18 protein-coding genes are annotated in these 20,218 nt (G+C 71.8%); 10 read left to right on the top strand and 8 right to left on the bottom strand.

Translation table 11 applies throughout. From position 1 onward, the window contains the following. Positions 1-35: 35 nt before the first annotated feature. Both DEJ16_RS06445 and DEJ16_RS06440 read left to right on the top strand, forming a co-directional pair. The gene (locus tag DEJ16_RS06445; RefSeq protein ID WP_110825720.1) at positions 36-1,340 is read left to right on the top strand and encodes a glutamyl-tRNA reductase; all 1,305 of its coding nucleotides are present in this window, start codon (positions 36-38) and stop codon (positions 1,338-1,340) included. Then, positions 1,337-1,786 (top strand): NUDIX domain-containing protein, encoded by a 450-nt coding sequence (locus DEJ16_RS06440; protein ID WP_258365865.1) that lies wholly within the window; start codon positions 1,337-1,339, stop codon positions 1,784-1,786. Before DEJ16_RS06445 ends, DEJ16_RS06440 begins: the two co-directional genes overlap by 4 nt. Before the next feature lie 18 nt (positions 1,787-1,804). On the opposite strand, the gene DEJ16_RS06435 is transcribed toward DEJ16_RS06440, so the two are convergent. Further along, a complete protein-coding gene (locus DEJ16_RS06435; RefSeq protein WP_110889459.1) occupies positions 1,805-2,080 on the bottom strand; it encodes a hypothetical protein in 276 nt (91 codons plus the stop codon). Positions 2,081-2,172: 92 nt separating this feature from the next. Between DEJ16_RS06435 and DEJ16_RS15500 the strand changes: the two genes are divergently transcribed. Beyond that, positions 2,173-2,373 carry a hypothetical protein gene (locus tag DEJ16_RS15500; RefSeq protein ID WP_146232830.1) on the top strand — a complete coding sequence of 67 codons (201 nt, stop codon included), beginning with the start codon at positions 2,173-2,175 and terminating at the stop codon, positions 2,371-2,373. 10 nt (positions 2,374-2,383) lie between these two features. Here the strand turns inward: DEJ16_RS15500 and DEJ16_RS06425 are convergent, their stop codons facing one another. The 3 genes from DEJ16_RS06425 to DEJ16_RS06415 all read right to left on the bottom strand — a co-directional run bounded on the left by DEJ16_RS06425 (position 2,384) and on the right by DEJ16_RS06415 (position 6,885). Then, positions 2,384-3,379, bottom strand: coding sequence for a serine hydrolase (locus tag DEJ16_RS06425; protein WP_110825723.1), 996 nt, complete (start codon positions 3,377-3,379; stop codon positions 2,384-2,386). Continuing rightward, positions 3,379-5,343, bottom strand: coding sequence for a M13 family metallopeptidase (locus DEJ16_RS06420; RefSeq protein ID WP_110825724.1), 1,965 nt, complete (start codon positions 5,341-5,343; stop codon positions 3,379-3,381). The genes DEJ16_RS06425 and DEJ16_RS06420 overlap by 1 nt, the downstream gene beginning before the upstream one ends. Before the next feature lie 75 nt (positions 5,344-5,418). Further along, positions 5,419-6,885 (bottom strand): hypothetical protein, encoded by a 1,467-nt coding sequence (locus DEJ16_RS06415; RefSeq protein ID WP_110825725.1) that lies wholly within the window; start codon positions 6,883-6,885, stop codon positions 5,419-5,421. A gap of 114 nt (positions 6,886-6,999) precedes the next feature. On the opposite strand from DEJ16_RS06415, the gene DEJ16_RS06410 reads away from it, so the two are divergent. Next, positions 7,000-8,352 (top strand): uracil-xanthine permease family protein, encoded by a 1,353-nt coding sequence (locus DEJ16_RS06410; protein WP_110825726.1) that lies wholly within the window; start codon positions 7,000-7,002, stop codon positions 8,350-8,352. A 137-nt stretch (positions 8,353-8,489) separates the two neighbouring features. On the opposite strand, the gene DEJ16_RS06405 is transcribed toward DEJ16_RS06410, so the two are convergent. Continuing rightward, the gene (locus DEJ16_RS06405; RefSeq protein ID WP_110825727.1) at positions 8,490-8,756 is read right to left on the bottom strand and encodes a DUF4190 domain-containing protein; all 267 of its coding nucleotides are present in this window, start codon (positions 8,754-8,756) and stop codon (positions 8,490-8,492) included. A gap of 165 nt (positions 8,757-8,921) precedes the next feature. On the opposite strand from DEJ16_RS06405, the gene DEJ16_RS06400 reads away from it, so the two are divergent. The 3 genes from DEJ16_RS06400 (at position 8,922) to DEJ16_RS06390 (ending at position 13,277) form a co-directional block, all read left to right on the top strand. Then, positions 8,922-10,478: a family 20 glycosylhydrolase gene (locus tag DEJ16_RS06400; protein WP_110825728.1), complete on the top strand. Its 1,557-nt coding sequence runs from the start codon at positions 8,922-8,924 to the stop codon at positions 10,476-10,478. A gap of 670 nt (positions 10,479-11,148) precedes the next feature. Then, a complete protein-coding gene (locus tag DEJ16_RS06395) occupies positions 11,149-11,847 on the top strand; it encodes a hypothetical protein (protein WP_110825729.1) in 699 nt (232 codons plus the stop codon). Between the two features lie 95 nt (positions 11,848-11,942). Then, a complete protein-coding gene (locus DEJ16_RS06390; RefSeq protein ID WP_258365845.1) occupies positions 11,943-13,277 on the top strand; it encodes an MATE family efflux transporter in 1,335 nt (444 codons plus the stop codon). A 63-nt stretch (positions 13,278-13,340) separates the two neighbouring features. Here the strand turns inward: DEJ16_RS06390 and DEJ16_RS06385 are convergent, their stop codons facing one another. Then, the gene (locus DEJ16_RS06385) at positions 13,341-14,765 is read right to left on the bottom strand and encodes a M20/M25/M40 family metallo-hydrolase (RefSeq protein ID WP_110825730.1); all 1,425 of its coding nucleotides are present in this window, start codon (positions 14,763-14,765) and stop codon (positions 13,341-13,343) included. 147 nt (positions 14,766-14,912) lie between these two features. On the opposite strand from DEJ16_RS06385, the gene DEJ16_RS06380 reads away from it, so the two are divergent. Together DEJ16_RS06380 and ctaD are read left to right on the top strand one after the other, a co-directional pair. Then, the gene (locus DEJ16_RS06380) at positions 14,913-16,046 is read left to right on the top strand and encodes a glutamate--cysteine ligase (protein ID WP_181419484.1); all 1,134 of its coding nucleotides are present in this window, start codon (positions 14,913-14,915) and stop codon (positions 16,044-16,046) included. A gap of 226 nt (positions 16,047-16,272) precedes the next feature. Beyond that, positions 16,273-18,036: a cytochrome c oxidase subunit I gene (gene ctaD / locus DEJ16_RS06375; RefSeq protein ID WP_110825732.1), complete on the top strand. Its 1,764-nt coding sequence runs from the start codon at positions 16,273-16,275 to the stop codon at positions 18,034-18,036. 56 nt (positions 18,037-18,092) lie between these two features. Here the strand turns inward: ctaD and DEJ16_RS06370 are convergent, their stop codons facing one another. After that, entirely contained in the window at positions 18,093-18,473 is a 381-nt protein-coding gene (locus DEJ16_RS06370; protein WP_181419483.1) for an ATP-dependent DNA ligase, read from the bottom strand. Positions 18,474-18,615: 142 nt separating this feature from the next. On the opposite strand from DEJ16_RS06370, the gene DEJ16_RS06365 reads away from it, so the two are divergent. Beyond that, on the top strand, positions 18,616-18,888 hold the full coding sequence (locus DEJ16_RS06365) for a hypothetical protein (protein ID WP_110825733.1): 273 nt from the start codon (positions 18,616-18,618) through the stop codon (positions 18,886-18,888). A gap of 92 nt (positions 18,889-18,980) precedes the next feature. Here DEJ16_RS06365 and DEJ16_RS06360 read toward each other — a convergent pair whose 3' ends face one another. Then, positions 18,981-20,201 (bottom strand): LacI family DNA-binding transcriptional regulator, encoded by a 1,221-nt coding sequence (locus tag DEJ16_RS06360; RefSeq protein WP_110825734.1) that lies wholly within the window; start codon positions 20,199-20,201, stop codon positions 18,981-18,983. Between the last annotated feature and the right edge of the window lie 17 nt (positions 20,202-20,218).

Raw genomic sequence — 20,218 nt, 5'->3', positions numbered from 1 at the left:
CCGGTGCTCGGGGCACCGGGGTTACCATTGAACACGTGCTCATCTGTCTCACGGCGTCGCATCGCAACGCCAGCTTCGACCTCCTGGAGCGTCTGAGCATCGGAGCACCCGCGGCGGCCAGCCACCTCGTCACGGACTCGGACGTCCTCGACGGCGCCGTGGTCCTCGCCACGTGCAACCGGTTCGAGGCCTACCTCGACATCGCGGGCGACGACGACGCAGCCGTCCGCGCCACCGTCGAGGCCGTCTCGGCGGCGAGCGAGCTGCAGGCCGACGAGGTCCTCGACGCCGTGCAGGTGCTCGGCGGCGGAGACGTCGTGCAGCACCTCTTCGCCGTGTCGAGCGGGCTCGAGTCCGTCGTCGTCGGCGAGACCGAGATCTCCGGACAGGTCCGCCGGGCCCTCGAGGACGCGCGCCGGAACGGCACCACCACCTCGGACCTCGAACGGCTCTTCCAGGAGGCCGCGCACACCTCCCGCGGTGTCAAGACCCGCACCCGGATCGGCGCCGCCGGCCGGTCGCTCGTCCGCCTCGGGCTCGAGCTCGCGTCCTCGCGGATCACCGACTGGGCCGCGACGCGCGTGCTCCTCGTCGGGACCGGCAGCTACGCCGCCACCACCATCGCCGCCCTCCGTGACCGCGGCGCCCAGCACATCCAGGTCTTTTCGCCGTCCGGCCGGGCGCCGTGGTTCGCCGCCAAGCACGACCTCGTCGCCGCCACCGACCTGCGCACCGCGATCGGCACGAGCGACGTCGTCATCACCTGCACGTCGAGCGAGGTCCCGGTCGTCGAGGCGTGCGACCTCGACGACGGTGCCCGCCGCATCGTGATCGACCTCGGCCTCCCCCGCAACGTGCACCCGGACGCCGCCGACGTCGAGGGCGTCGAACTGCTCGACCTCGAGACAATCAGCATCCACGCCCCGATCGCCGAGCTGAACGCCGAGACCGAAGCACGCGCGATCGTCGACGACGCCGTGTCCCGTTTCCGCGCCCAGGCCCTCGAGCAGTCGACCACCCCCGCCCTCGTCGCCCTCCGCAAGCACGTGTTCGACATCCTCGACGACGAGATCGACCGCGTGAAGCGGCGCGGCGACACCACCCCCGAGTCCGCCGAGCAGACCGAGCGGGCACTCCGGCACCTGGTCGGCGTGCTCCTGCACCGCCCCTCGGTCCGGGCCCGCGAACTCGGCCGTGCCGGTCGGGGCGACGACTTCACCGGCGCGCTCGACGCACTCTTCGGGGTGCGCCCCGAGCCCGTCGCGGACGTGCCGTCCGCCGTCGTGCCCCTCGCCGACCGGGCCGCGCGTGTGCGCGACGACGAGGCGGACGCGAGCTGACCGGCTCGGGCGATCCGGGCCTCCCGGCCGCCGCCCCGCTGCTGCGGGTCAGCGCCCTCCTGCTCGTCCGCGACCGTCGCGTGCTCATGGTGCGCGCCCGCGGGCGCGGCGTCCTCTACCTGCCCGGCGGCAAGGTCGAGCCCGGCGAGAGCAGCGTGGACGCCGCGGTCCGCGAGGCGTTCGAGGAGACCGGGCTGCGGCTCACGCGCGCCGACGTCGACGAGTTCGCGACCGTGACCGAGCCGGCGCACGGGCAGGCACCGGGGACGATCGTCGCGATGACGCTGTTCCTGGCCCGGCCGGGAGGCGCGCTCGACACCGCCACGCCCCTCGCCTCCGCAGAGGTCGACGAGGTGGAGTGGGTCACCTCCGCGGACGCCGGCCGGTGCCCGCCCGCCGGGGTCGAGACGCTGCGCCTGCTCACGCAGGCCGACCTCGTCGACTGAGGTCGGCCCGCCTCGCCGCTACTGGTCGCGGTCGGTGTACTCGCCGGCCGTCTCCGGGCCGCCGGGCTCGACGTCGCCGGGGATGTCCGACTCGACGTACTCGCCGCGCTCACCCTCGGACTCCGGACGCCGTTCGCCGGGGATGTCGCTCGACACGAACTCACCGACCGGTTCGTCGTCGGCGACGCGGTGCTCGCCGGGGATCTCGCTGTCCACGAACTCGCCGGCGCGCTCGTCCACGCCGTCCGCGCGGTCTTCGTCGCCGCGTGCTGCCTCGTGCTTGCCTGCTGCCATGGGTCTGTCCTTCCGTCCGGCACGTCGTCGTCGACGTGCACGCTGCCGATCCTGCCCGATGTCGCTGTGCGGCGGTGTGCTCCTGGGAGGACGTGCGCCACGGGAGCCCTGCCGTCTTCGGGCTCGTGCACCTCGTGCCCACGCCGCTCGAACCCGACTCCATGCCCGAACGGGTGCTCTTCGCCGTGGTGAGCATCCCCGTCGTGTGCGGCATCGTCGGGGTGTGGCACGGCCTGACGCGCGAGGCCGACGGCCGCGTCACGCGGGTGATGGCCGGGGCGAGGATGCGCTAGGCCCACGGGGTCAGCGCTCGGCGGGGGCGTGCACGACCTCGAGCACCTCGGTCCCCATGGTGCGCAGGGCGTCGACGACCGCGAGGCGGCGCTGCAGCGAGTCGTCCTCGAACCGGATCGTGACCGCGTAGCAGACCGACGACGCCGGCCCACGGAGGACCCCGGCCTCCGCGCGGACGCCGGGTCCGGAACCGGTGACGGCGACGGACTGCAGGCCGTGGTCGAGGGCCCGGTGCGCGAGCGGGTCGAGCCCGAAGGACCCCGCGACGAGCGACAGGTCGGCGGCGAGCGACAACCAGCCGAGCACCCGGTTCGACACCGCCTCGTCGACGACCTCACCGAGCGCGAGGCCGCGGAACAGCCAGCTCAGTTCACCCGCGGCGGCGACGGACACGTCGGGGGCGTCGTCGGGTCCGCGCCGGTCGCGCACCCGGTCGATCAGGGCCGTCCGTTCGATGCCGAGCGACTCCGCGCGGGACCGCACGGCGTCCATCCCGACCGTGGTGAGCAGCGCGTTCGTCGCCCAGGCGTCGGCGGTGGCGCCGACCAGGGTCGCCAGGTCCGACACCTGCATGGTCGGTTCCTGCAGGAACTGCCACAGGCCCGCGCCGGTCGCGGTGTCGCGGGCCATCCGCTGGAGGCGGTCACCGTGCAGGCGACCGTCCTCGAGTTGCGCGGCGACCTCGATGAGGAGCAGCACCCGTCCGAGGCTCGCCACCGGTTGCACGAGGCGGTCGTCGATCGCGAGCAGCGCCCGACCGGTGGACGTGTCGATGATCGACGCGCTCACCCCGGCGCCGTCGACGGCGATCGCGCCGAGCGCTTCGGTCGTCGCTGTGAAGCGCTCGTCCGCACCTCCCCGGTGCTTGCCGCGGCTGCGACCGCCACCACCGGCGCGGCCACCGCCGGACCGAGCGGCACCCCCGCTTCCTGCGGTGGTGCCGTCGTCGGAGGGGCGTCCCGGGCGGCGCCGGCGCGACGAGTTCGGCGCGTCCGGCTCCACCATCACCAGATGGCGACGCGCTCGGCCGGAGCCAGGTACATCGCGTCACTGTCGGAGACGGCGAAGGTGTCGTAGAACACGTCGATGTTGCGCACGATCTGGTTGCAGCGGAACTCGTTCGGCGAGTGCGGGTCGATGCTGAGCAGGCGTGCGGCCTCCTCGGGGCGGATCGCCATGCGCCAGGCCTGCGCCCAGCTCAGGAAGAACCGCTCGGCACCCGTCAGGCCGTCGATCACGGGGGGCTCGGCGCCGTCCAGCGAGATCAGGTACGCCTTCCACGCGATCGAGAGGCCGCCGAGGTCGCCGATGTTCTCACCGATCGTGAGGGCGCCGTTGACGTGGCCATCCGGCACCTCGGTCGGGACGAGGGCGTCGTACTGCGCGATGAGGGCCTTCGTGCGCTCCTCGAACGCCTGGCGGTCGGCCTCGGTCCACCAGTTCTGCAGGCGACCGTCGCCGTCGTACTGCGAGCCCTGGTCGTCGAAGCCGTGGCCGATCTCGTGCCCGATGACGGCGCCGATCGCGCCGTAGTTCGCGGCGGCGTCGCGGGTCGCCTCGAAGAACGGGAACTGCAGGATCGCCGCGGGGAAGACGATCTCGTTGAAGCCCGGGTTGTAGTACGCGTTGATCGTCTGCGGGGTCATGAACCACTCGTCGCGGTCGATCGGCTTCCCGATCTTGCCGAGCTCGCGGTCGACCTGGAACGACGCGATCGCGCGGACGTTGGCGAGCAGGTCGTCCGCCCGGATGGGCAGGGCGCTGTAGTCGCGCCACTTCACGGGGTAGCCGATCTTCGGCGTGAACTTCTCGAGCTTGTCCAGCGCGCGGGCGCGGGTCTCGTCGGTCATCCACTCGAGCCCGGTGATGCTCTGCCGGTAGGCCTCGACCAGGTTCGCGACGAGGTCGTCCATCGTCGCCTTGGAGGTCTCGTCGAAGTGCTCCTCGACGTAGATCCGTCCGACGGCTTCACCCATCGCACCCTCGACCAGGGAGACTCCGCGCTTCCAGCGGTCACGCTGCTTCGGCGCACCCGTCAGTGCCGTGCCGTAGAACGAGAAGCTGGTCGCGGAGAACGCGCTGGTCAGGTACGGGGCGGAGGCCCGGATCACCTGCCAGCAGAGCCAGTCCTTCCAGACGGGCAGCGGCTGCTCGCGGAAGAGCTGTGCGAGGCCGGTGATGAACGAGGGCTGCCGGACCACGACCGTGTCGAACGCACCCGCCGGTGCGGCGATGGCGTCCCACCAGATGCGGAGGTCCACGCCTTCGGCGAGCGCCGAGACCTCGTCCCACGGCATCTTGTTGTAGGTCTTCTGGCTGTCGCGGGTGGCGACGTTGTCCCAGTGTGCCGACGCGATGGCCGTCTCGAGGGCGATCACGTGCTCGGTGCGGTCGCCGCTCTCGTCGTAGCCGGCCAGCGGGAACATCGACCCGACGAACTCGCGGTACTTCTCACGGATGTCGGCGAACCGGTCCTCGCGGTAGTACGACTCGTCGGGCAGACCGAGGCCGGACTGCTCGAGGAAGACGATGTAGGCGTCCGGGTCGCCCGGGTCGTTGTCGACGAAGAGCTGGATGAAGCTCGGCAGCCCGAGCCGCTCGAAGCGACCGACCATGCGGAGCACGTCGTTCTTGTCCTCGATCGCGGCGATGTCGGCCAGGAGCGGCTCGATCGGCCCGGAGCCCGCGGACTCGAGGGCGACCTCGTCCGTGAAGGACGTGAACAGGTCGCCCACCTTCCGCTGCTCGGTGCCCGGCTCAGCCGTCTGCGCGCGCTCGATGATCGTCCGGACGGCGGCCTCTGCCTCTTCCGCGAGGACCGTGAAGGACCCGTAGCGGGCCTTGTCGTCCGGGATCGGGGTGTCGGCGATCCACCTGCCGTTGACGTGCCGGTAGAGGTCGTCCTGCGGTCGCACCGACTCGTCGAGTTCGTCGGTGCGGATTCCGGTGGTGCCTGCGACGTCGGTCATGGGTTCCACGATAGCCACCGGTCCCTCCTCCGCCACCCGGTGCTCGCTCACCGACCTGTCCACGTCGTCAGCCCCTCACCGACGGGGAGTCGTACGCCGGCGCACGACCCCGGCGAGCGGGAGGGTGCCGGCTCCGAGCACGAGCAGGACGAGGGACGCGACGGCCGGGTGCACGACGTCCGCACCGGTGTAGGCGAGTCGTCCGGCAGCGGCAGCACGCGTGCCCGCGGTCCGGAGGCGGGCCGCGGCCGGATGACGGGCCTCCTCCCCGCTGGTGACGCCGCCTCCCGTCGGAGTGCCACCGGCGCTCCCGGCGCTCCCGGCGCCCGGACCGGGGCGTCCCGGTGCGCCGGGGAGCACGAGCCGCAGGGCGCCCTGCTCGACGTCCTGCACGCGCTGCTGTGCGACGACGGCAGCGGCGGGCAGGGCGTCGCGCGGGACGACGAGTTCCCACGACCGACCGATCGTGGTGCGGAGCGGTTCGCCGTCCGCGGCGGTGAGGGTCTTCCCGGCCTCGTCCTCGAGCGTCACCGTGCCGCCGACCTCTCCTGTGCCGCTGAACCGGAGGCGGCCGTCGCCGAGTCGCTCGACCGTGCCGGTGAGCGCGGACGGGATCGTGACGTGCGCGTCCGTCCGACCGATCTCGTCCCCTCCGTCGGAGGCGATGACCGAGACCACGTCCAGACGGACGTCGTCGGGGATCGGGAGCTCCGCCCGCCACGACGTGTCGTCCCCGACGTGGACGACCACGGGCTCGCCGTCCGCTCCCGTGACCGGACCCCGGCGGTCCGCGAAGGTCACCGTGCTGCCGGCGGGAGCACGCCCGTCCAGGACGAGGTGCTCCGTCTGCCGGGAAGCCGTCGCGTGCTCGACGGTCGGGGTGCCCGAGAGCTCGTAGACGTCGTCGACCCCGCCGTTCAGGGTGCCGTCGAAGTACTGGCCGACCTCCACGTGGTGGCGACCGAACGCGAGACCACGCAGCACGACGTGCCAGGTGCCGTCGTCGGCGACGTCGGTCTCGGCGCGCTCCGTCCCGCGGTCCCGGACGACGAGGTGCGCTCCGGGATGGCCCAACCCGTCGAGCGTGATGGTCCGTCCGATGCCGTTGATGGTCGCGGTCATGTCCGGGGGCAGCAGCACGAGCATCCGGACCGGGATGTCGATCGACTGCCCGGACACCTGGGACGTGGCCCGGATGACGTGCTCGCCCGGATGCACCCGGACCCGCGCCGTCCAGCGACCGTCCGCGTCCCCTTCGGTCCAGACGGGCTCGACGACGTCCCCGGCGACCTGGACGCTCTCGCCTGTCGGGACGGTGCCGGTGACGGTGACGACGCCGGTGCCGTGTGCGATCGACCGCACCCCGGCGGTGAAGTCGACGGGGGCAGGCGGGTCGGACGCCGGCGACCGCGAGGTCTCCGTCGCGTGCCGGTCGACACCCGCGGCCAGGGCGGGGTCGGCGACGAGCACGGGCGCGGCCGTCAGTGCGCCGACCGCGAGTGCGGCGAGGACGGGGACAAGGACGTGGCTGGTGGTTCGCATGGTGCTCCTCGTGGTGTCCCACACACCATATCCAGCATTCCGGCCGTCCGTCACGGTTCTCCACAGGGCGGGTTGCGGACCCACGGACGCCCGTGCGCCCGCTACGGTCATCGCATGGGACTCCCTTGGAAGCTGCACGGCGACGGCCGCACCGTGTCCGCCTCGGCGATCGTGGCGCCGGACGAACGACTCACCTGGGGCCGGACGGTCGGCCTCGGCGTGCAACACGTGGTCGCCATGTTCGGCGCCACCTTCCTCGTGCCGCTCATCACCGGCTTCCCCCCGTCGACGACCCTGCTGTTCAGCGGCATCGGCACGATCCTGTTCCTGCTCATCACCGGCAACCGGCTCCCGAGCTACCTCGGCTCGTCGTTCGCGTTCCTCGCGCCGATCGGGGCCGCGACGAAGATCGGCGGCATCCCGCTCGCACTGTCCGGGATCATCGTCGTCGGGGCGCTGCTCGCGGTGGTCGGACTGATCGTGCACCTGGCCGGCGCCGGGTGGATCGACCGTCTCATGCCACCGGTGGTCTCCGGCGCCATCGTCGCGCTGATCGGGTTCAACCTCGCGCCGGCCGCCCGCGACAACTTCGTGGAGGCGCCCGTGATCGCCGCGGTCACGCTCGCCGCGATCGTCCTCTGCACCGTGCTGTTCAAGGGGCTCGTCGGTCGCCTGTCGATCGTCGTCGGTGTCGTCGTGGGCTACCTCGTCGCACTCGTCGCGGGCGAGGTGGACCTGGGTGCCGTGCAGGACGCCGCCTGGGTCGGACTGCCGACCTTCACGGCCCCGGCCTTCGACCTGTCCCAGACCGCCGTCTACCTCGGCTTCCTGCCCGTCGTGCTCGCCCTGGTCGCCGAGAACGTCGGCCACGTGAAGGGCGTCGGCCAGCTGACCGGACGTGACCTCACTCCGCTGACCGGGCGCGCGTTGCTCGCCGACGGGGTCTCGACCGTGCTCGCCGGCGTCGGCGGCGGTTCGGCCACGACGACCTACGGCGAGAACATCGGCGTCATGGCGGCGACGCGGGTGTTCTCCACCGCGGCGTACTGGGTCGCGGCGATCGCGGCCGTGCTGCTCGGGCTGTCGCCGAAGATCGGTGCGGTCATCTCGACGGTGCCGGCCGGCGTGCTCGGTGGCGCCACCACCGCGCTGTACGGACTCATCGGCGTGATCGGCATCCGCATCTGGGTCGAGAACCGGGTCGACTTCGCCAAGCCGAAGAACCAGCTCACCGCTGGCATCGCGCTCATCATGGGCATCGCCGACTTCACGTTCTCGTTCGGCGGCGCGACCTTCGGCGGGATCATCATCGGCACCATCGCCGCGATCGTCGTCTACCACCTCATGGACCTGGTGGGCCGGGCCCGGGGCACCGATCCGGTCACCCCGGACGCGACCGACGCCGACCGGGCCGCGACGGGTGGCGTCCCCGTCGAGCCGCGGGTCGACGGGCGCCGGAAGGGCTGACCGGCCCCGGTGATCGTCCGCTCGTTCCGGCCGATCACCTGCGAGAACGGTCGAGCGGAGGTCCCGCCGGCTGGTGTTCCGCCGGCGACTCCTGACGAAGGAGCACGCTCCAGCCCGGGCCCGGAACGACCGCGACGCTACCCGCGGAGCCCGAACACCTGCAGGAGTTCCGGGAGCAGGAGGAGTATCGGCAGGACACTGAGGACGGTGAGCACCGCGCCGACGACGACGCCGGTGACTGCCAGCCCCCGGCCGTTCTCACCGGTCCTCCTGATCTGCGACAGACCGATGATCCCGACGACGATCCCGCCGACGGGAACGACGAAGCCCAGCACGAGCGCGACGATCGCGAGCACGTTCGTCGGGGCCGCGGCTACCACGGCTGGCTTGTTGAGTTGCGACACAGGAGCCGTCCTTCGTTCTCAGCGGGAGCTTACCGAGGCTGCAGCGCGCATCGCGGCGAACAGTGCAGCATCCGAGGGCCCAGACCCGAGGTGGATACGATCGTGCGCGCCACCCGGTCCGTCCGAGGCTGAACGGTGTCGCGGTGGTGCGGGTGGACGATCCGCATGGTCGAGGGGAAGAGCATCGTGGTGCGTCAGAAGAAGAACCAGTCCCCGACGCCCGGAGCGCCTGCGCGTCGACACGTCAGCCGGATGGTCGCCGCCGGTCTCGCGATCGCGGTGTCGGCAGTGGCCCTGGTCGGGATCGATGCGACCGCAGCACCGGCGGAGAGCGCAACGCTCGACGCTCCTGGGGTGCACACCGTCGCCATCGAGTCGAACGCCTCGGCAGCGACGGTCACCAAGGTCACCGCGACCAACACCGTCACCTCCACCGGCACGGCCGTGCGGACCACCCTGACGGTCGAGAACACCAGCTCGGTGCGGAAGCCGGCTGCCCACGCCTGGCTCTACCTGTCCGCCGGCAGCAAGAAGTACACGCTCGGCCACGTGACCGTGAAGCCGCTCGCCGCCGGCGCGAGCACCACGGTCCGCGCGATCCACAGGTCACCCCTCCGCGCGAAAGCCGGCAAGTACAGGGTCCTCGGCTGCACCGGGGTCTACTCCGTACAGCGATGCCGCACGTCTGCCACGACCGTCACGAGCAGACCCGCGTCCCGCGCACGTCCCGAACCGGGTGTGATGCTCGACGTCGCTCGCGCCTACTACCCGGTGGCGCTGATCAAGCGGTACGTCGACCTGCTGGCCGACAACGGCGGCCGTTTCCTGCACCTGCACCTCACCGACGACCAGAACGTCGGGATCGAGAGCGACGTCCTCGGCCAGACCCCCGCGAACGCCGATCTCCACGACGGCGTATACACGAGCCGCGTGACCGGCCGTCCGTTCCTGAGCGCAGCACAGGCGCGGAAGATCGCGGCGTACTCGGCCCGGAGGGGCATCGCGATCGTGCCCGAGGTCGACACTCCCGGCCACATGGCAGCCGCGTTCGCCCTGCTCGAGGCGCGACACGGCAAGGAGTGGGTCGATCGCATCCGTTCGGGCGAGAGTGAGCTCGACACATCCGCGCCCGCCAGTCTCACGCTCGCGACCGAGCTGGCAGCGGAGGTGACGCGGACGTTCCCGTCCAGCCGCACCGTGCACATCGGTGGTGACGAATGGGGCGGTGGCGTCACTGCCGCTGACCGCGTCGGGTGGTTGAACGCCATGGCGGCCGCTCTCGGCGATCGTGAGGTCTGGGCCTGGAACGACGGCATCGACCGGGCTGCGGTGAAGCGACTGGATCCGCGCATCCACGTGACGTACTGGAGCTTCGACGGCGACACCGAGGACCCTGCGGAGCGCCGCGAACGCCGACAGCGGCGAGCGGGTGCCACCGACCTGTACGCCGCGGGGATCGAGCTGCTCAACTACAACTCGTACTACCTCTACGAGGTGCCGAGCGACCTCGACGAGGCCGACAGCGACTACACGGTCGCCGATCTCCGGGAGAACTGGTCACTCCGGACGTGGGACGGCGAATCGGGTGCGCTCCTCGCTGCTCCGATGGCGGGCGCGGCGGTCGCGATCTGGGGAGAGGACCTCGAGGACTCGCCCTCCGATGACCTCCTGCGATGGAGTACGCCGCACGTGCTCGCCATGATCGACAAGGCGACCTCGTGATCACCACCACCCGCCACCATCGGTAGGAGGACCCGTCACGGAGCGACCACTCGACCACTCGTGCAGGTAGCCCGTGGACGGGTCGTTCTCGCCGAGGAGGCTCCGCCGGTCGCGTGCGGGTCTGGACCGGAGGGACTGACGAAGAAGCGAGCACGCCAGATGCTCGCGGCCGTCGGTCCGACCCGAACAGGGGCCTGCAGCGGCGACGGCGCATTCACTAGCCTCACCGCGTGAGTCGCCCGGCGCTGAGAACCTCCGTCCACGTCGTGCGTGCGATGATGCCGGCCTACCGATGGCAGTACGAGACGTTGCGGTGGGTCGGACTCGGGCTCGTCGTGGTCGGTGTCGTCCTGTCCGTGCTCGGGACGGGGGTCGTCGGCGTGCTCGCCGTGGTCCCGGTCCTGGGCGGTGGCGCGCTGTTCACCGTGTCGACCGTCCGGTGGTGGAACCTCGCCGTCGACACCGCACGGGCGATCCGCGCCCAGGACGACCTCCGCGCCTGGCCGGTCGCCGGCGACCCGACGGTCTCCGTCGCCGCCGTGAGCAGCGCTCGGCGGGTCGCGCTGGTGCTCAGCGCGACCCTCTCGGTCCTGGCGCTCGTGGGGGGGCCGGTGCTCAGGGCCTCCCGGCGCCCGTCCCCGCACAGTCCACGGCAGCACGCCCCGCCGTCGTGGGCGAGCCCACACCGACACCGACCGTCGCCGCGACCCGCGGCGCCCGCGGCTTCCCCGTCCCGCCGTTCGCCGTCGAGGGCGGTGCCGTGCGCATCGGGCAGGTCGAGGACGAGGACGCGTGGTGGGCACTCTGCGGAGCGGCCATGGGCGACTCCGACTGTCTGGCGTGGGGCGTCGTCGCTTCCGTCGAGTGCGACCTCGACCTGACGATCAGCTTCGCCGACACCGAGACCGGGCCGATCGCTCGCACCGAAGTGCGATCGGTGCGTGTCCGACCGGGGACACCGGCGTTCATCGCCTCGGTCGGTGAGGAGTCGTGGAGCAGCATCGACGCCGCCGGGTGCCGACCGCGACCGGTGATCGACGACCACGTCGCGACCTGGTTCCCCACCCTGGACCACGAGGCCCAGCCCGAAGGGTGCTGGGACCTCGGTTGCGTCGGCTTCGACGTCATCCCCGGCCGCGACTGCGCGCGAGCCGACGTGCAGTTCGCCGTGTACGACGACTACGGCGCCACCGGGAACCCGCACGACCTCGTGATCCCCGTCGAGCTCCACGAGGACGTCCCCCTCACCGTCTGGGCGGGCGGCGTCGAGAGTTTCGAGGGCGACGCCGTCCTCACCCGGATCTCCTGCCCGGCTGAGCCGGACGCCCACCGCGCCGGTGTCGCAGCGTCAGCAGCGACCGCGCGCTGACAGGTCCTCGACGAGAGTCGTCCCACTGGAGGGGTGGCCCTCGGCCCGGAGCGGCGGGGTCACCAGCCCGGCCGGAGCGACGGCAGGATGTCCTGGTGCCCTCCGCGTCCGACACCGACCCCCGCCACGTGCGTCGAGCCGTCGACCGCGACATCGTCCGCCTCGCCCTGCCCGCACTCGGCGCGCTCGTCGTCGAACCGCTCTTCCTGCTGACCGACACCGCCCTCGTCGGGCACCTGGGCGCGACACCACTCGCCGCCGTCGGGGTGGCGAGCGCGGTCCTGCAGACGGTGACGGGCCTCCTGGTCTTCCTCGCCTACGCCACCACGCCGGCCGTGGCCCGGGCGCTCGGCTCCGGTGACCGCCGCGGCGCCGTGCACGCTGGCATCGACGGTATGTGGCTGGCGCTCGCGCTGGGGGTGGTGCTCGCGCTCGTCGGCTGGCCGCTCGCCGGGCCGCTCGTCGACCTGTTCGGGGCGACGCCCGGGGTCTCCGCGGCCGCCACGGCGTACCTCACCGTCTCGCTGATCGGGTTGCCCGGCATCCTGGTCGTCACGGCCTCGACCGGGCTGTTCCGCGGACTGCAGGACACCCGCACCCCCCTCGTCGTCGCGAGCGTCGGCTTCGTCGCGAACGGTCTGCTCAACGCGCTCCTCATCTACGGGTTCGGCTGGGGCGTGGAGGGGTCGGCCGCGGGCACGGTCGTCGTGCAGTGGGCGATGGCCGCGGTGTACGTCGGCATCGCCGTCCGCGCCGCCCGGGCATCGGGCGCACCGCTCCGGCCCGGCGCCTCCGGGGTCGTACGGGCGCTGCGGTCCGGCGCGTGGTTGTTCCTCCGGACCGCGTCGTTGCGGGTCGCGATGCTCGCGACGATCGCCACCGCGGCCGGCCTCGGCACGATCGGTCTCGCGACGACCCAGATCGGGCTGACGGTGTTCAGCACGCTCGCGTTCGCACTCGACGCGCTCGCGATCGCCGGACAGGCGCTGGTCGGGCACGCCCTCGGGGCGCGGGACGCCGGGCGCGTCCGCCTGGTGACCGGGAGGCTCGTGGTGCTCGGGATCGTCGGCGGCGTCCTGCTCGGGGTGCTGACCGCCGCTGCCAGCGGCGTGCTCGGGCCGGTCTTCTCCGACTCCGCCGACGTCCGGGCGGCCCTCCCCCTCGTGCTCGTCCTCATCGCGGTCGGGCTGCCGGTCGCCGGCTACGTGTTCGTGCTCGACGGGGTGCTCATCGGTGCGGGTGACGCCCGCTACCTGGCGCTCGCGGGCGTCGTGAACCTGGTCGTGTACCTGCCGCTGCTGTGGTGGCTCGGGGACGGGCTGGCGGCGCTGTGGGCGGTGTTCTCGTTCGGGTACATCGGCGTGCGGGCGGTGACGCTCGGGGTCCGGGCGCACCGGCCGGGGTGGATCGCGGCGGCTCTGGCACGGTGACGACGCGGTCCGCCGGCTGCGGGCCGACCGGTCGACACGCCGGTGCCCGCGAGGTCGGGACTCTCAGTCCCGCTCGATTGCTGCGAGCCCCTCCCAGAGGTGTGCGATCGACGCGGCGCCGTCGAGCAGCATCCCGACGTCGATGCTCTCGTCGCTCGAGTGCCAGTGGTCCTCGGGCAGGCCGGTGCCGATGAAGAGGACCGGTGCGTCGAAGGTGCGCCCGAGGAGCTCCGCCGGACCGCCGCCCGCGTTCCCCATGCGTCCGGCGGTCCCTCCACCGTGACCTCGTTCCATGGCGCGGACGAGCGCCTCCAGTGCCGGCCCGTCCGGGGTCACGTAGGGGTCCTGGCCGGACTCCTCCGGGATGGTCAGCTCGTACTCGACCCCGTCGGGCATCGTCGATCCGACGAAGCGGCGGAGTTGGTCGGCGACGGCCGCGACGTGCTGTCCGGGGACGGTGCGGATGCTGATCTCCGCCGTTGCCTCGCGGGGGATCACCGCCCGGGGGAACCCGGTCGGGTCGCCCGCGAGCAGGGTCAGCACCTCGATGGCCGGTCGTGCCCAGAGACGTTCCTCGACCGTGTGACCGGACTCACCGGTGACGCTCCGGGTCTCGGTGCGCTCGAGCCACACGTCGGTGTCGAACGACAGGTCGCCGAGCTGCTCCCGGCGCTCGTCGGTGAGTTCCTCCACGTCGTCGTAGAACCCGGGCAGCGCGATGCGTCCGTCGTCGTCGTGCAACGCGGCCAGCACGGTGACGAGTGCGTGGACCGGGTTCGGTGTGGGTCCTGACGCGGCACCGCTGTGCACGTCGCGCAGGGGCCCGGTCACGGTCAGGGTGGCGCCGGTCATGCCACGCATCGACGTCACCACCGCCGGGTCCCCGTCCTTCCACTGCAGGGTGTCCGAGAAGACGACGACGTCGCACGACAGGCGCTCGTGTTCCTGGTCGAGCAGCGAGGCGAAGTGCGTCGACCCCAGTTCCTCCTCGCCCTCGACGACGTACTTCAGGTTCACCGCCGGACCGGCGTCGCCCCGTCCGGCGAGGTGTGCGCGGAGACCCCAGAGGTGCGCGACCACCTGTCCCTTCGCGTCGGAAGCGCCCCGCCCGTACAACCGCCCGTCGCGCAGCACCGGCTGGAACGGCTCCGTCTCGGCCCACTCCTCCGGCTTGGCGTGCCGGACGTCGTGGTGGCTGTAGACCAGGACCGTCGGCTTCGCCGGATCGACGATCCACTCGCCGACCACGGTGGGTGACGGGCCCGCCCAGAGGATGTCCGTGGTGAGCCCGACCTCGCGCATGGCCGCTGCGAGCCACCGGGCGGATCGCTCCACGTCGATGGAGCGCTCGGGCTGGGACGCCACCGACGGGATCCGCACCCAGTGCTCGAGCTGGCCGAGCACCTCCTCGCGGTTGTCGGCCAGGAAGCGACCGACACCCGAGGGGTCGGACGGTCCGGGCAGGGGCAGGGAGGGCGTGGAGTCCATGGTGTTCGGTCCTGACGTCGAGGGTGTTCCTCGCACACGGTCCCCCCGTCAGGGGCCGAGGCGTCACAGACGGCTCGCACGGCGGACATGGGCCACCGAACGCGGGAACGGGGAGGGGACACGGTGTCGGACGCCTTGGCTGAGGGCATGCGGACCATCGGTGTCGAAGAAGAACTGCTCCTCGTGGACGGGACCACCGGAGCGCCGGTCCCGATCGCGGACCTGGTGCTCGAACGTGCCCGGGCGGAGCGGCTGCCGCTCGACGGCGCGGAGTTCGCCGGTGAGATGCAGCTGGAGATGCTCGAGGTGATCACACGTCCCCACTCGACGCTGGCGACGCTCGGCCGGCAGGTCCTCGACAACCGTGCCCTCGCGATGCGGCTCGCCGGCGAGCACGGTGCCCTCGCGGCGCCGCTCGCCAGCTCGCCGCTGCCCACCGTCCCCCACCTGCGTTCCTCCGACCGGTACGAACGGATGGTGCAGCGGTTCGGCGCGGTGCCCCGGCACAGTCTCACCTGCGGACTGCACGTCCACGTGGCCGTCGAGTCCGACCACGAGGGCGTCGCCGTCCTCGACCGCATCCGGACGTGGCTGCCGATCCTCATCGCCCTGACCGCGAACTCGCCGTTCCACGCCGGTGAGGACACCGGTCACGCGAGCTTCCGGTCGGTGACGTGGAACCAGTGGCCGACCGCCGGACCAGCGGAACGGTACGAGACGGTGGCCGGGTACCGGGGGGTCACCGCCGCGATCAACGGGACCGGAGCCCTCCTCGACCCCGCGATGCTCTACTTCGACGCCCGACTGTCCCGCAACCACCCGACCGTCGAGGTGCGGGTGACGGACGTACCGCTCGACCCGACGATGACGGTCGCCGTGGCCGGGCTCGTGCGGGCGCTCGTCGACACCGCGGTCGACGAGTGGCACGCCGGGAAGCCGCCTGCCGCCACGCCTGCCTGCATCATCCGGCTCGCGAACTGGCGGGCCGCGATCGAGGGACTCGACGGACACCTCGTCGAACCGCTCACCAACCGGCCGCTCCCCGCGCACGAGGTCGTCCTGATGCTGCTCGAGCACCTCCGACCCGCCCTGACGGTGAACGGCGACGACCAGCTCGTCGAGCACGCCGTCCACCAGGCCTTCGTCTCGGGCAACGGGGCGACCCGGCAGCGCGCCGTCCACGCCACGTCCGGGGACCTCGGGCAGGTCGCCGTCCGAGCCGCAGGCGCGGAGCCGACCCCGTCGACCCTCCCGGAGACCGCCGTGCGGACCCCACGGTGACGACCGCAGCGTGCGTCGTCCGGGAGCCGCGACCGCTCGCGTCCCGTCCCGTCATGCCCGGAGCAGGTCCGAGCCGGATCCCGCGGGTTCCGCCCTGGAGGCCGCTCCGGAGTCCGCATCACGCGGCACGTCCACCAGTGCCCCTGTGCAACCGCGGACATGACGGCGAGAGTGGCCCCACTGCCGCCGGATCGTCGACGCAGCCACCGATCGACGGAGGATCCCCATGACGCAGACGACGACACCGCCGGCCCTCGGCGAGGAACCCGACGAACTCCTCGGACGTCGTCCGCTGCGCACCGGCATCCGTGCCGTCAACTGGCACACGTCGACGGACCACAAGACGATCGGCAACCTGTACCTGGTGACGGCGTTCGGCTACTTCTGCGTCGCCGGGCTGATGGCCGTGGTCATGCGCACCGAGCTCGCGACACCCGGACTCGACGTCATCGACACCCGTGAGCAGTACAACCAGCTCATGACCATGCACGGCACGGTCATGCTGCTGCTGTTCGCGACACCACTGTTCGCGGGCTTCGCGAACGCGATCATGCCGCTGCAGATCGGCGCACCGGACGTCGCCTTCCCCCGACTCAACGCCCTGTCCTACTGGATGTACGCGTTCGGCAGCGCCATCGCGATGGGCGGCTTCCTCACGCCGGCGGGCTCGGCGTCCTTCGGCTGGACGGCGTACGCGCCGTTGTCCGACACCACCTTCGAGCCCGGACTCGGCAGCACCCTCTGGGTCGCCGGCCTGAGCATGACCGGGTTCAGCACCATCCTCGGTGCGGTGAACTTCATCACGACGGCCATCACGATGCGCGCTCCCGGCATGACGATGTTCCGGATGCCGATCTTCACGTGGAACGTGCTCATCACGTCGATCCTCGTGCTGATGGCGTTCCCCGTGCTCGCAGCGGCGTTGTTCGGGCTCCTCCTCGACCGTGCCTTCGACGCGCAGATCTACAACCCGGCCAACGGCGGCCCGTTGCTCTGGCAGCACCTCTTCTGGTTCTTCGGCCACCCCGAGGTCTACGTCATCGCACTGCCGTTCTTCGGCATCGTCTCCGAGGTCTTCCCGGTCTTCAGCCGCAAGCCGATCTTCGGGTACAAGACCCTCGTCTACGCCACCATCTCGATCGCCGGACTGTCCGTCACGGTCTGGGCGCACCACATGTTCGCCACCGGAAGCGTGCTGCTGCCGTGGTTCTCGCTCCTCACCATGCTCATCGCGGTCCCGACCGGCGTGAAGATCTTCAACTGGGTCGGCACCATGTGGCGCGGCTCGGTGACGTTCGAGACCCCGATCCTCTGGGCGATCGGGTTCCTCGTCACGTTCACCTTCGGCGGCCTGACCGGGGTCATCCTCGCGTCACCGCCACTCGACTTCCACGTCCACGACAGCTACTTCGTGGTCGCGCACTTCCACTACGTCGTCTTCGGCACGGTCGTGTTCGCGATGTTCTCCGGCTTCTACTTCTGGTGGCCGAAGCTGACCGGCAAGATGCTCGGCGAGCGCCTGGGCAAGATCCACTTCTGGATGCTGTTCATCGGGTTCCACATGACCTTCCTCATCCAGCACTGGTTGGGCGTGATCGGCATGCCGCGCCGGTACGCGAGCTACCTGCCGAGCGACGGGTTCACCTGGCTGCACCAGGTCTCGACGGTCGGTGCGTTCCTCACCGCCGCCTCGATGCTGCCGTTCTTCCTCAACATCGTGCAGACGATGCGCCACGGACAGCGCGTGCGGGTCAACGACCCATGGGGCTACGGCCGCTCGCTCGAGTGGGCCACCTCTTGCCCGCCGCCTCGGCACAACTTCACCGCGGTCCCTCGTATCCGCTCGGAGTCCCCGGCCTTCGACCTCAACCACCCCGAGGCAGGCGTCCCCGTCGGCGTCGGTCCGGCGATGGACGCCCCGGACGCAGCCACGCACGACCAGGCGAGCGGCAGGACCCGGAACGCGTCGGGCACGGGCCAGCAGTTCTGACCACGGATCCCACTCCGCTCCCTCCGGACCGCCGCGCTGTGCGGGCGGTGGTCCCGCTACGGCGCCGTCTCGTCGCGCGGAGCGGTGGCGGCGAGTGCCGTCGTGCGGCGTGGCGGACCGGGCTTGGGACGGAGGTCCGTCACGTCGCCGTCCTCGCGCGTGACGACCAGCCCCCGGGAACTCGAAGCGGAAGCGGCGAGTTCCCGCAACCACCGCTCGTTGATCGCCGGGACACGACTGCCGTCGAACTTGAAGTGCACGAGGACGTTCGGGTGCAGCCAGATCGAACTCCGCCCGGACCCCACGTCCGCGGCGTCCTTCCACGACATCAAGAACGCCTCGCCCCGACGCAGCTTGTTGACGATGACGATCTGGAGATGGGTGAGCGTGCGGTCGTCCACGACGACGACCAGACTGTCGTAGCTGATGAATCCCATGCCGACCTCGCCAGGCCACCGGGTGATGACGGGAGCCGCCGCTGCTCGAACCACCCGGTAGCTGGGAATGGCTCCTGGGCCGTGTTGCTTGGATGGCCGGTAGCCGCAGCCTACTCGGGCACGGTCGACAGACGGGAACCCCTTGCGCCGGATCACGATGACCGTCGACGGCACGTCGCACGCGCTCGCGCAGGGCCAGGACCTGCACGCGCTGGAAGCAGCCGTGGTGGCGGCGGATCGTGCCGGCGCCGACGTCGTGACGGTGACCCTCTACGGGAACCGGGCACTCGACGTGGTCGTGACCCCCGGGGTGGCGATTGCGTTCGAGGTCGAGGACGTCCCCGACGAGGACCGCGACGACGGCGACCTCGACAACCCGTTCGACGTCCCGGACTTCGAGGCGTTCGACGGGTAGTCGCGGTGACCCGCGGCGCGGGCGGACGCACGCGCACGGCCGCGGGCCGCTCGCCCATCCGCCCACCGACGGACCGCACGCGGTCCACGCCGTCAGTCGCGCTGTCGCCCGCTCGGTGGTCCCGTTGTGTCGCCGATCCGCAGCTCGGACCGGAACGACGCCGGCTCGGGCGACTCCCCCTCGAGCATGGCGAGTGCGGCGCGGGCTGCCGCTTCGCCCTTCGGCACGAACGGCTGCACGAGCGTCGTCAACTGCCGGATCGGGGATCGGTAGAGCAGGCTGTCGTCCACGTGGATGCCGTCGAAGCCCACGACGCTGACGTCCTCGGGGACGCGGAGTCCGGCGTCGAGCGCGGCCGAGATCACCCCGACCGCGAGCAGGTCGCTCTGTGCGACGACCGCGGTGGGGGGCTCGACGCCGGGGGTGAAGAGCGCCGCTCCGGCGATGCGGCCCTCCTCGACCGAGCTGCCTGCCGACGCGATCGCCGGTGCGTCCGGGTAGACGTCCCGGACGCCGCGGAGTCGCTCGGTCGTGGTGAACGCGGACGATGCGCGCTCCCGCTCGGCGCTGACGGGACCGCGCTCCCGGGCGCTGTCGAGGGGCAGGGTCACGACGGTGACCTGCCGGTGACCGAGGTCGTGGAGGAACGCGGCAGCCCGTCGGGACGCGTCGCGGTTGTCGAGGTGCACGGGGACGGCGCCCTCGATGGCGTCCGCCTCGATCGCGACGACGGGGATCGAGCGTCGCCGGAGGACGGCGACCGCCGGGTCGATCCGGACGTTGCACCCGATGAGGATGACGGCGTCCATCGGGGCGTCGACGAGCGGTGCCATGCCGCGCTCGTCGTCGAGCGGGCTCCGGACGAGGAGCAGCGACACCCCCGCGGCTCCGGCGACCTCGGCGATGCCGTCCAGGGTGAGGACGTTCACGGGGTCGCGGAACGCGTCGCTCAGACGGTCGTCGAGCACGACGCCGATCACGCCGGACCGCCCACGCCGGAGGGAGCGGGCGCGTGGGTCCGGTCCGTCGTAGCCGAGCTCGGCGGCGACGGCGAGGATGCGCTGGCGGGTGTCCTCGGACACCGGGCCGGTACCGCTGAAGGCGAGGGAGGCGGTGGACGGCGCGACGCCGGCCGCACGGGCGACGGCGGCGAGCGTCGGGCGCGTGGGGCGACCGGACCGGGAGGCCCGGGGTGCGCCCGCAGCGTCGGGTCTCCGGGCAGCGTCGGCCGTGGGGGCGTCGTCCGGACCGTCGGTGCGGTCCACGCCCGGGCGGGGGCCCGACGCGCCGGGGTCACTTGCCGTGTCGTCCATCGCTCGTTAGCGTAACG

This window comes from Curtobacterium sp. MCJR17_055 (assembly GCF_003224335.1).
Taxonomy (GTDB): Bacteria; Actinomycetota; Actinomycetes; order Actinomycetales; family Microbacteriaceae; genus Curtobacterium.
The sequence above is the reverse complement of the archived record's forward strand: the minus strand, read 5'-3'. Positions and strand labels throughout refer to the sequence as shown.

What these genes read in the sequence shown, in the direction of transcription:
- DEJ16_RS06380 (WP_181419484.1), top strand. Translation starts at nt 14,913, where the DNA reads ATGCGGACCATCGGTGTCGAAGAAGAACTGCTCCTCGTGGACGGGACC.
- DEJ16_RS06420 (WP_110825724.1), bottom strand. Translation starts at nt 5,343, where the DNA reads ATGACCGACGTCGCAGGCACCACCGGAATCCGCACCGACGAACTCGAC.
- DEJ16_RS06435 (WP_110889459.1), bottom strand. Translation starts at nt 2,080, where the DNA reads ATGGCAGCAGGCAAGCACGAGGCAGCACGCGGCGACGAAGACCGCGCG.
- DEJ16_RS06415 (WP_110825725.1), bottom strand. Translation starts at nt 6,885, where the DNA reads ATGCGAACCACCAGCCACGTCCTTGTCCCCGTCCTCGCCGCACTCGCG.
- DEJ16_RS06370 (WP_181419483.1), bottom strand. Translation starts at nt 18,473, where the DNA reads ATGGGATTCATCAGCTACGACAGTCTGGTCGTCGTCGTGGACGACCGC.
- ctaD (WP_110825732.1), top strand. Translation starts at nt 16,273, where the DNA reads ATGACGCAGACGACGACACCGCCGGCCCTCGGCGAGGAACCCGACGAA.
- DEJ16_RS06425 (WP_110825723.1), bottom strand. Translation starts at nt 3,379, where the DNA reads ATGGTGGAGCCGGACGCGCCGAACTCGTCGCGCCGGCGCCGCCCGGGA.
- DEJ16_RS06360 (WP_110825734.1), bottom strand. Translation starts at nt 20,201, where the DNA reads ATGGACGACACGGCAAGTGACCCCGGCGCGTCGGGCCCCCGCCCGGGC.
- DEJ16_RS06385 (WP_110825730.1), bottom strand. Translation starts at nt 14,765, where the DNA reads ATGGACTCCACGCCCTCCCTGCCCCTGCCCGGACCGTCCGACCCCTCG.
- DEJ16_RS06400 (WP_110825728.1), top strand. Translation starts at nt 8,922, where the DNA reads ATGGTCGAGGGGAAGAGCATCGTGGTGCGTCAGAAGAAGAACCAGTCC.
- DEJ16_RS06410 (WP_110825726.1), top strand. Translation starts at nt 7,000, where the DNA reads ATGGGACTCCCTTGGAAGCTGCACGGCGACGGCCGCACCGTGTCCGCC.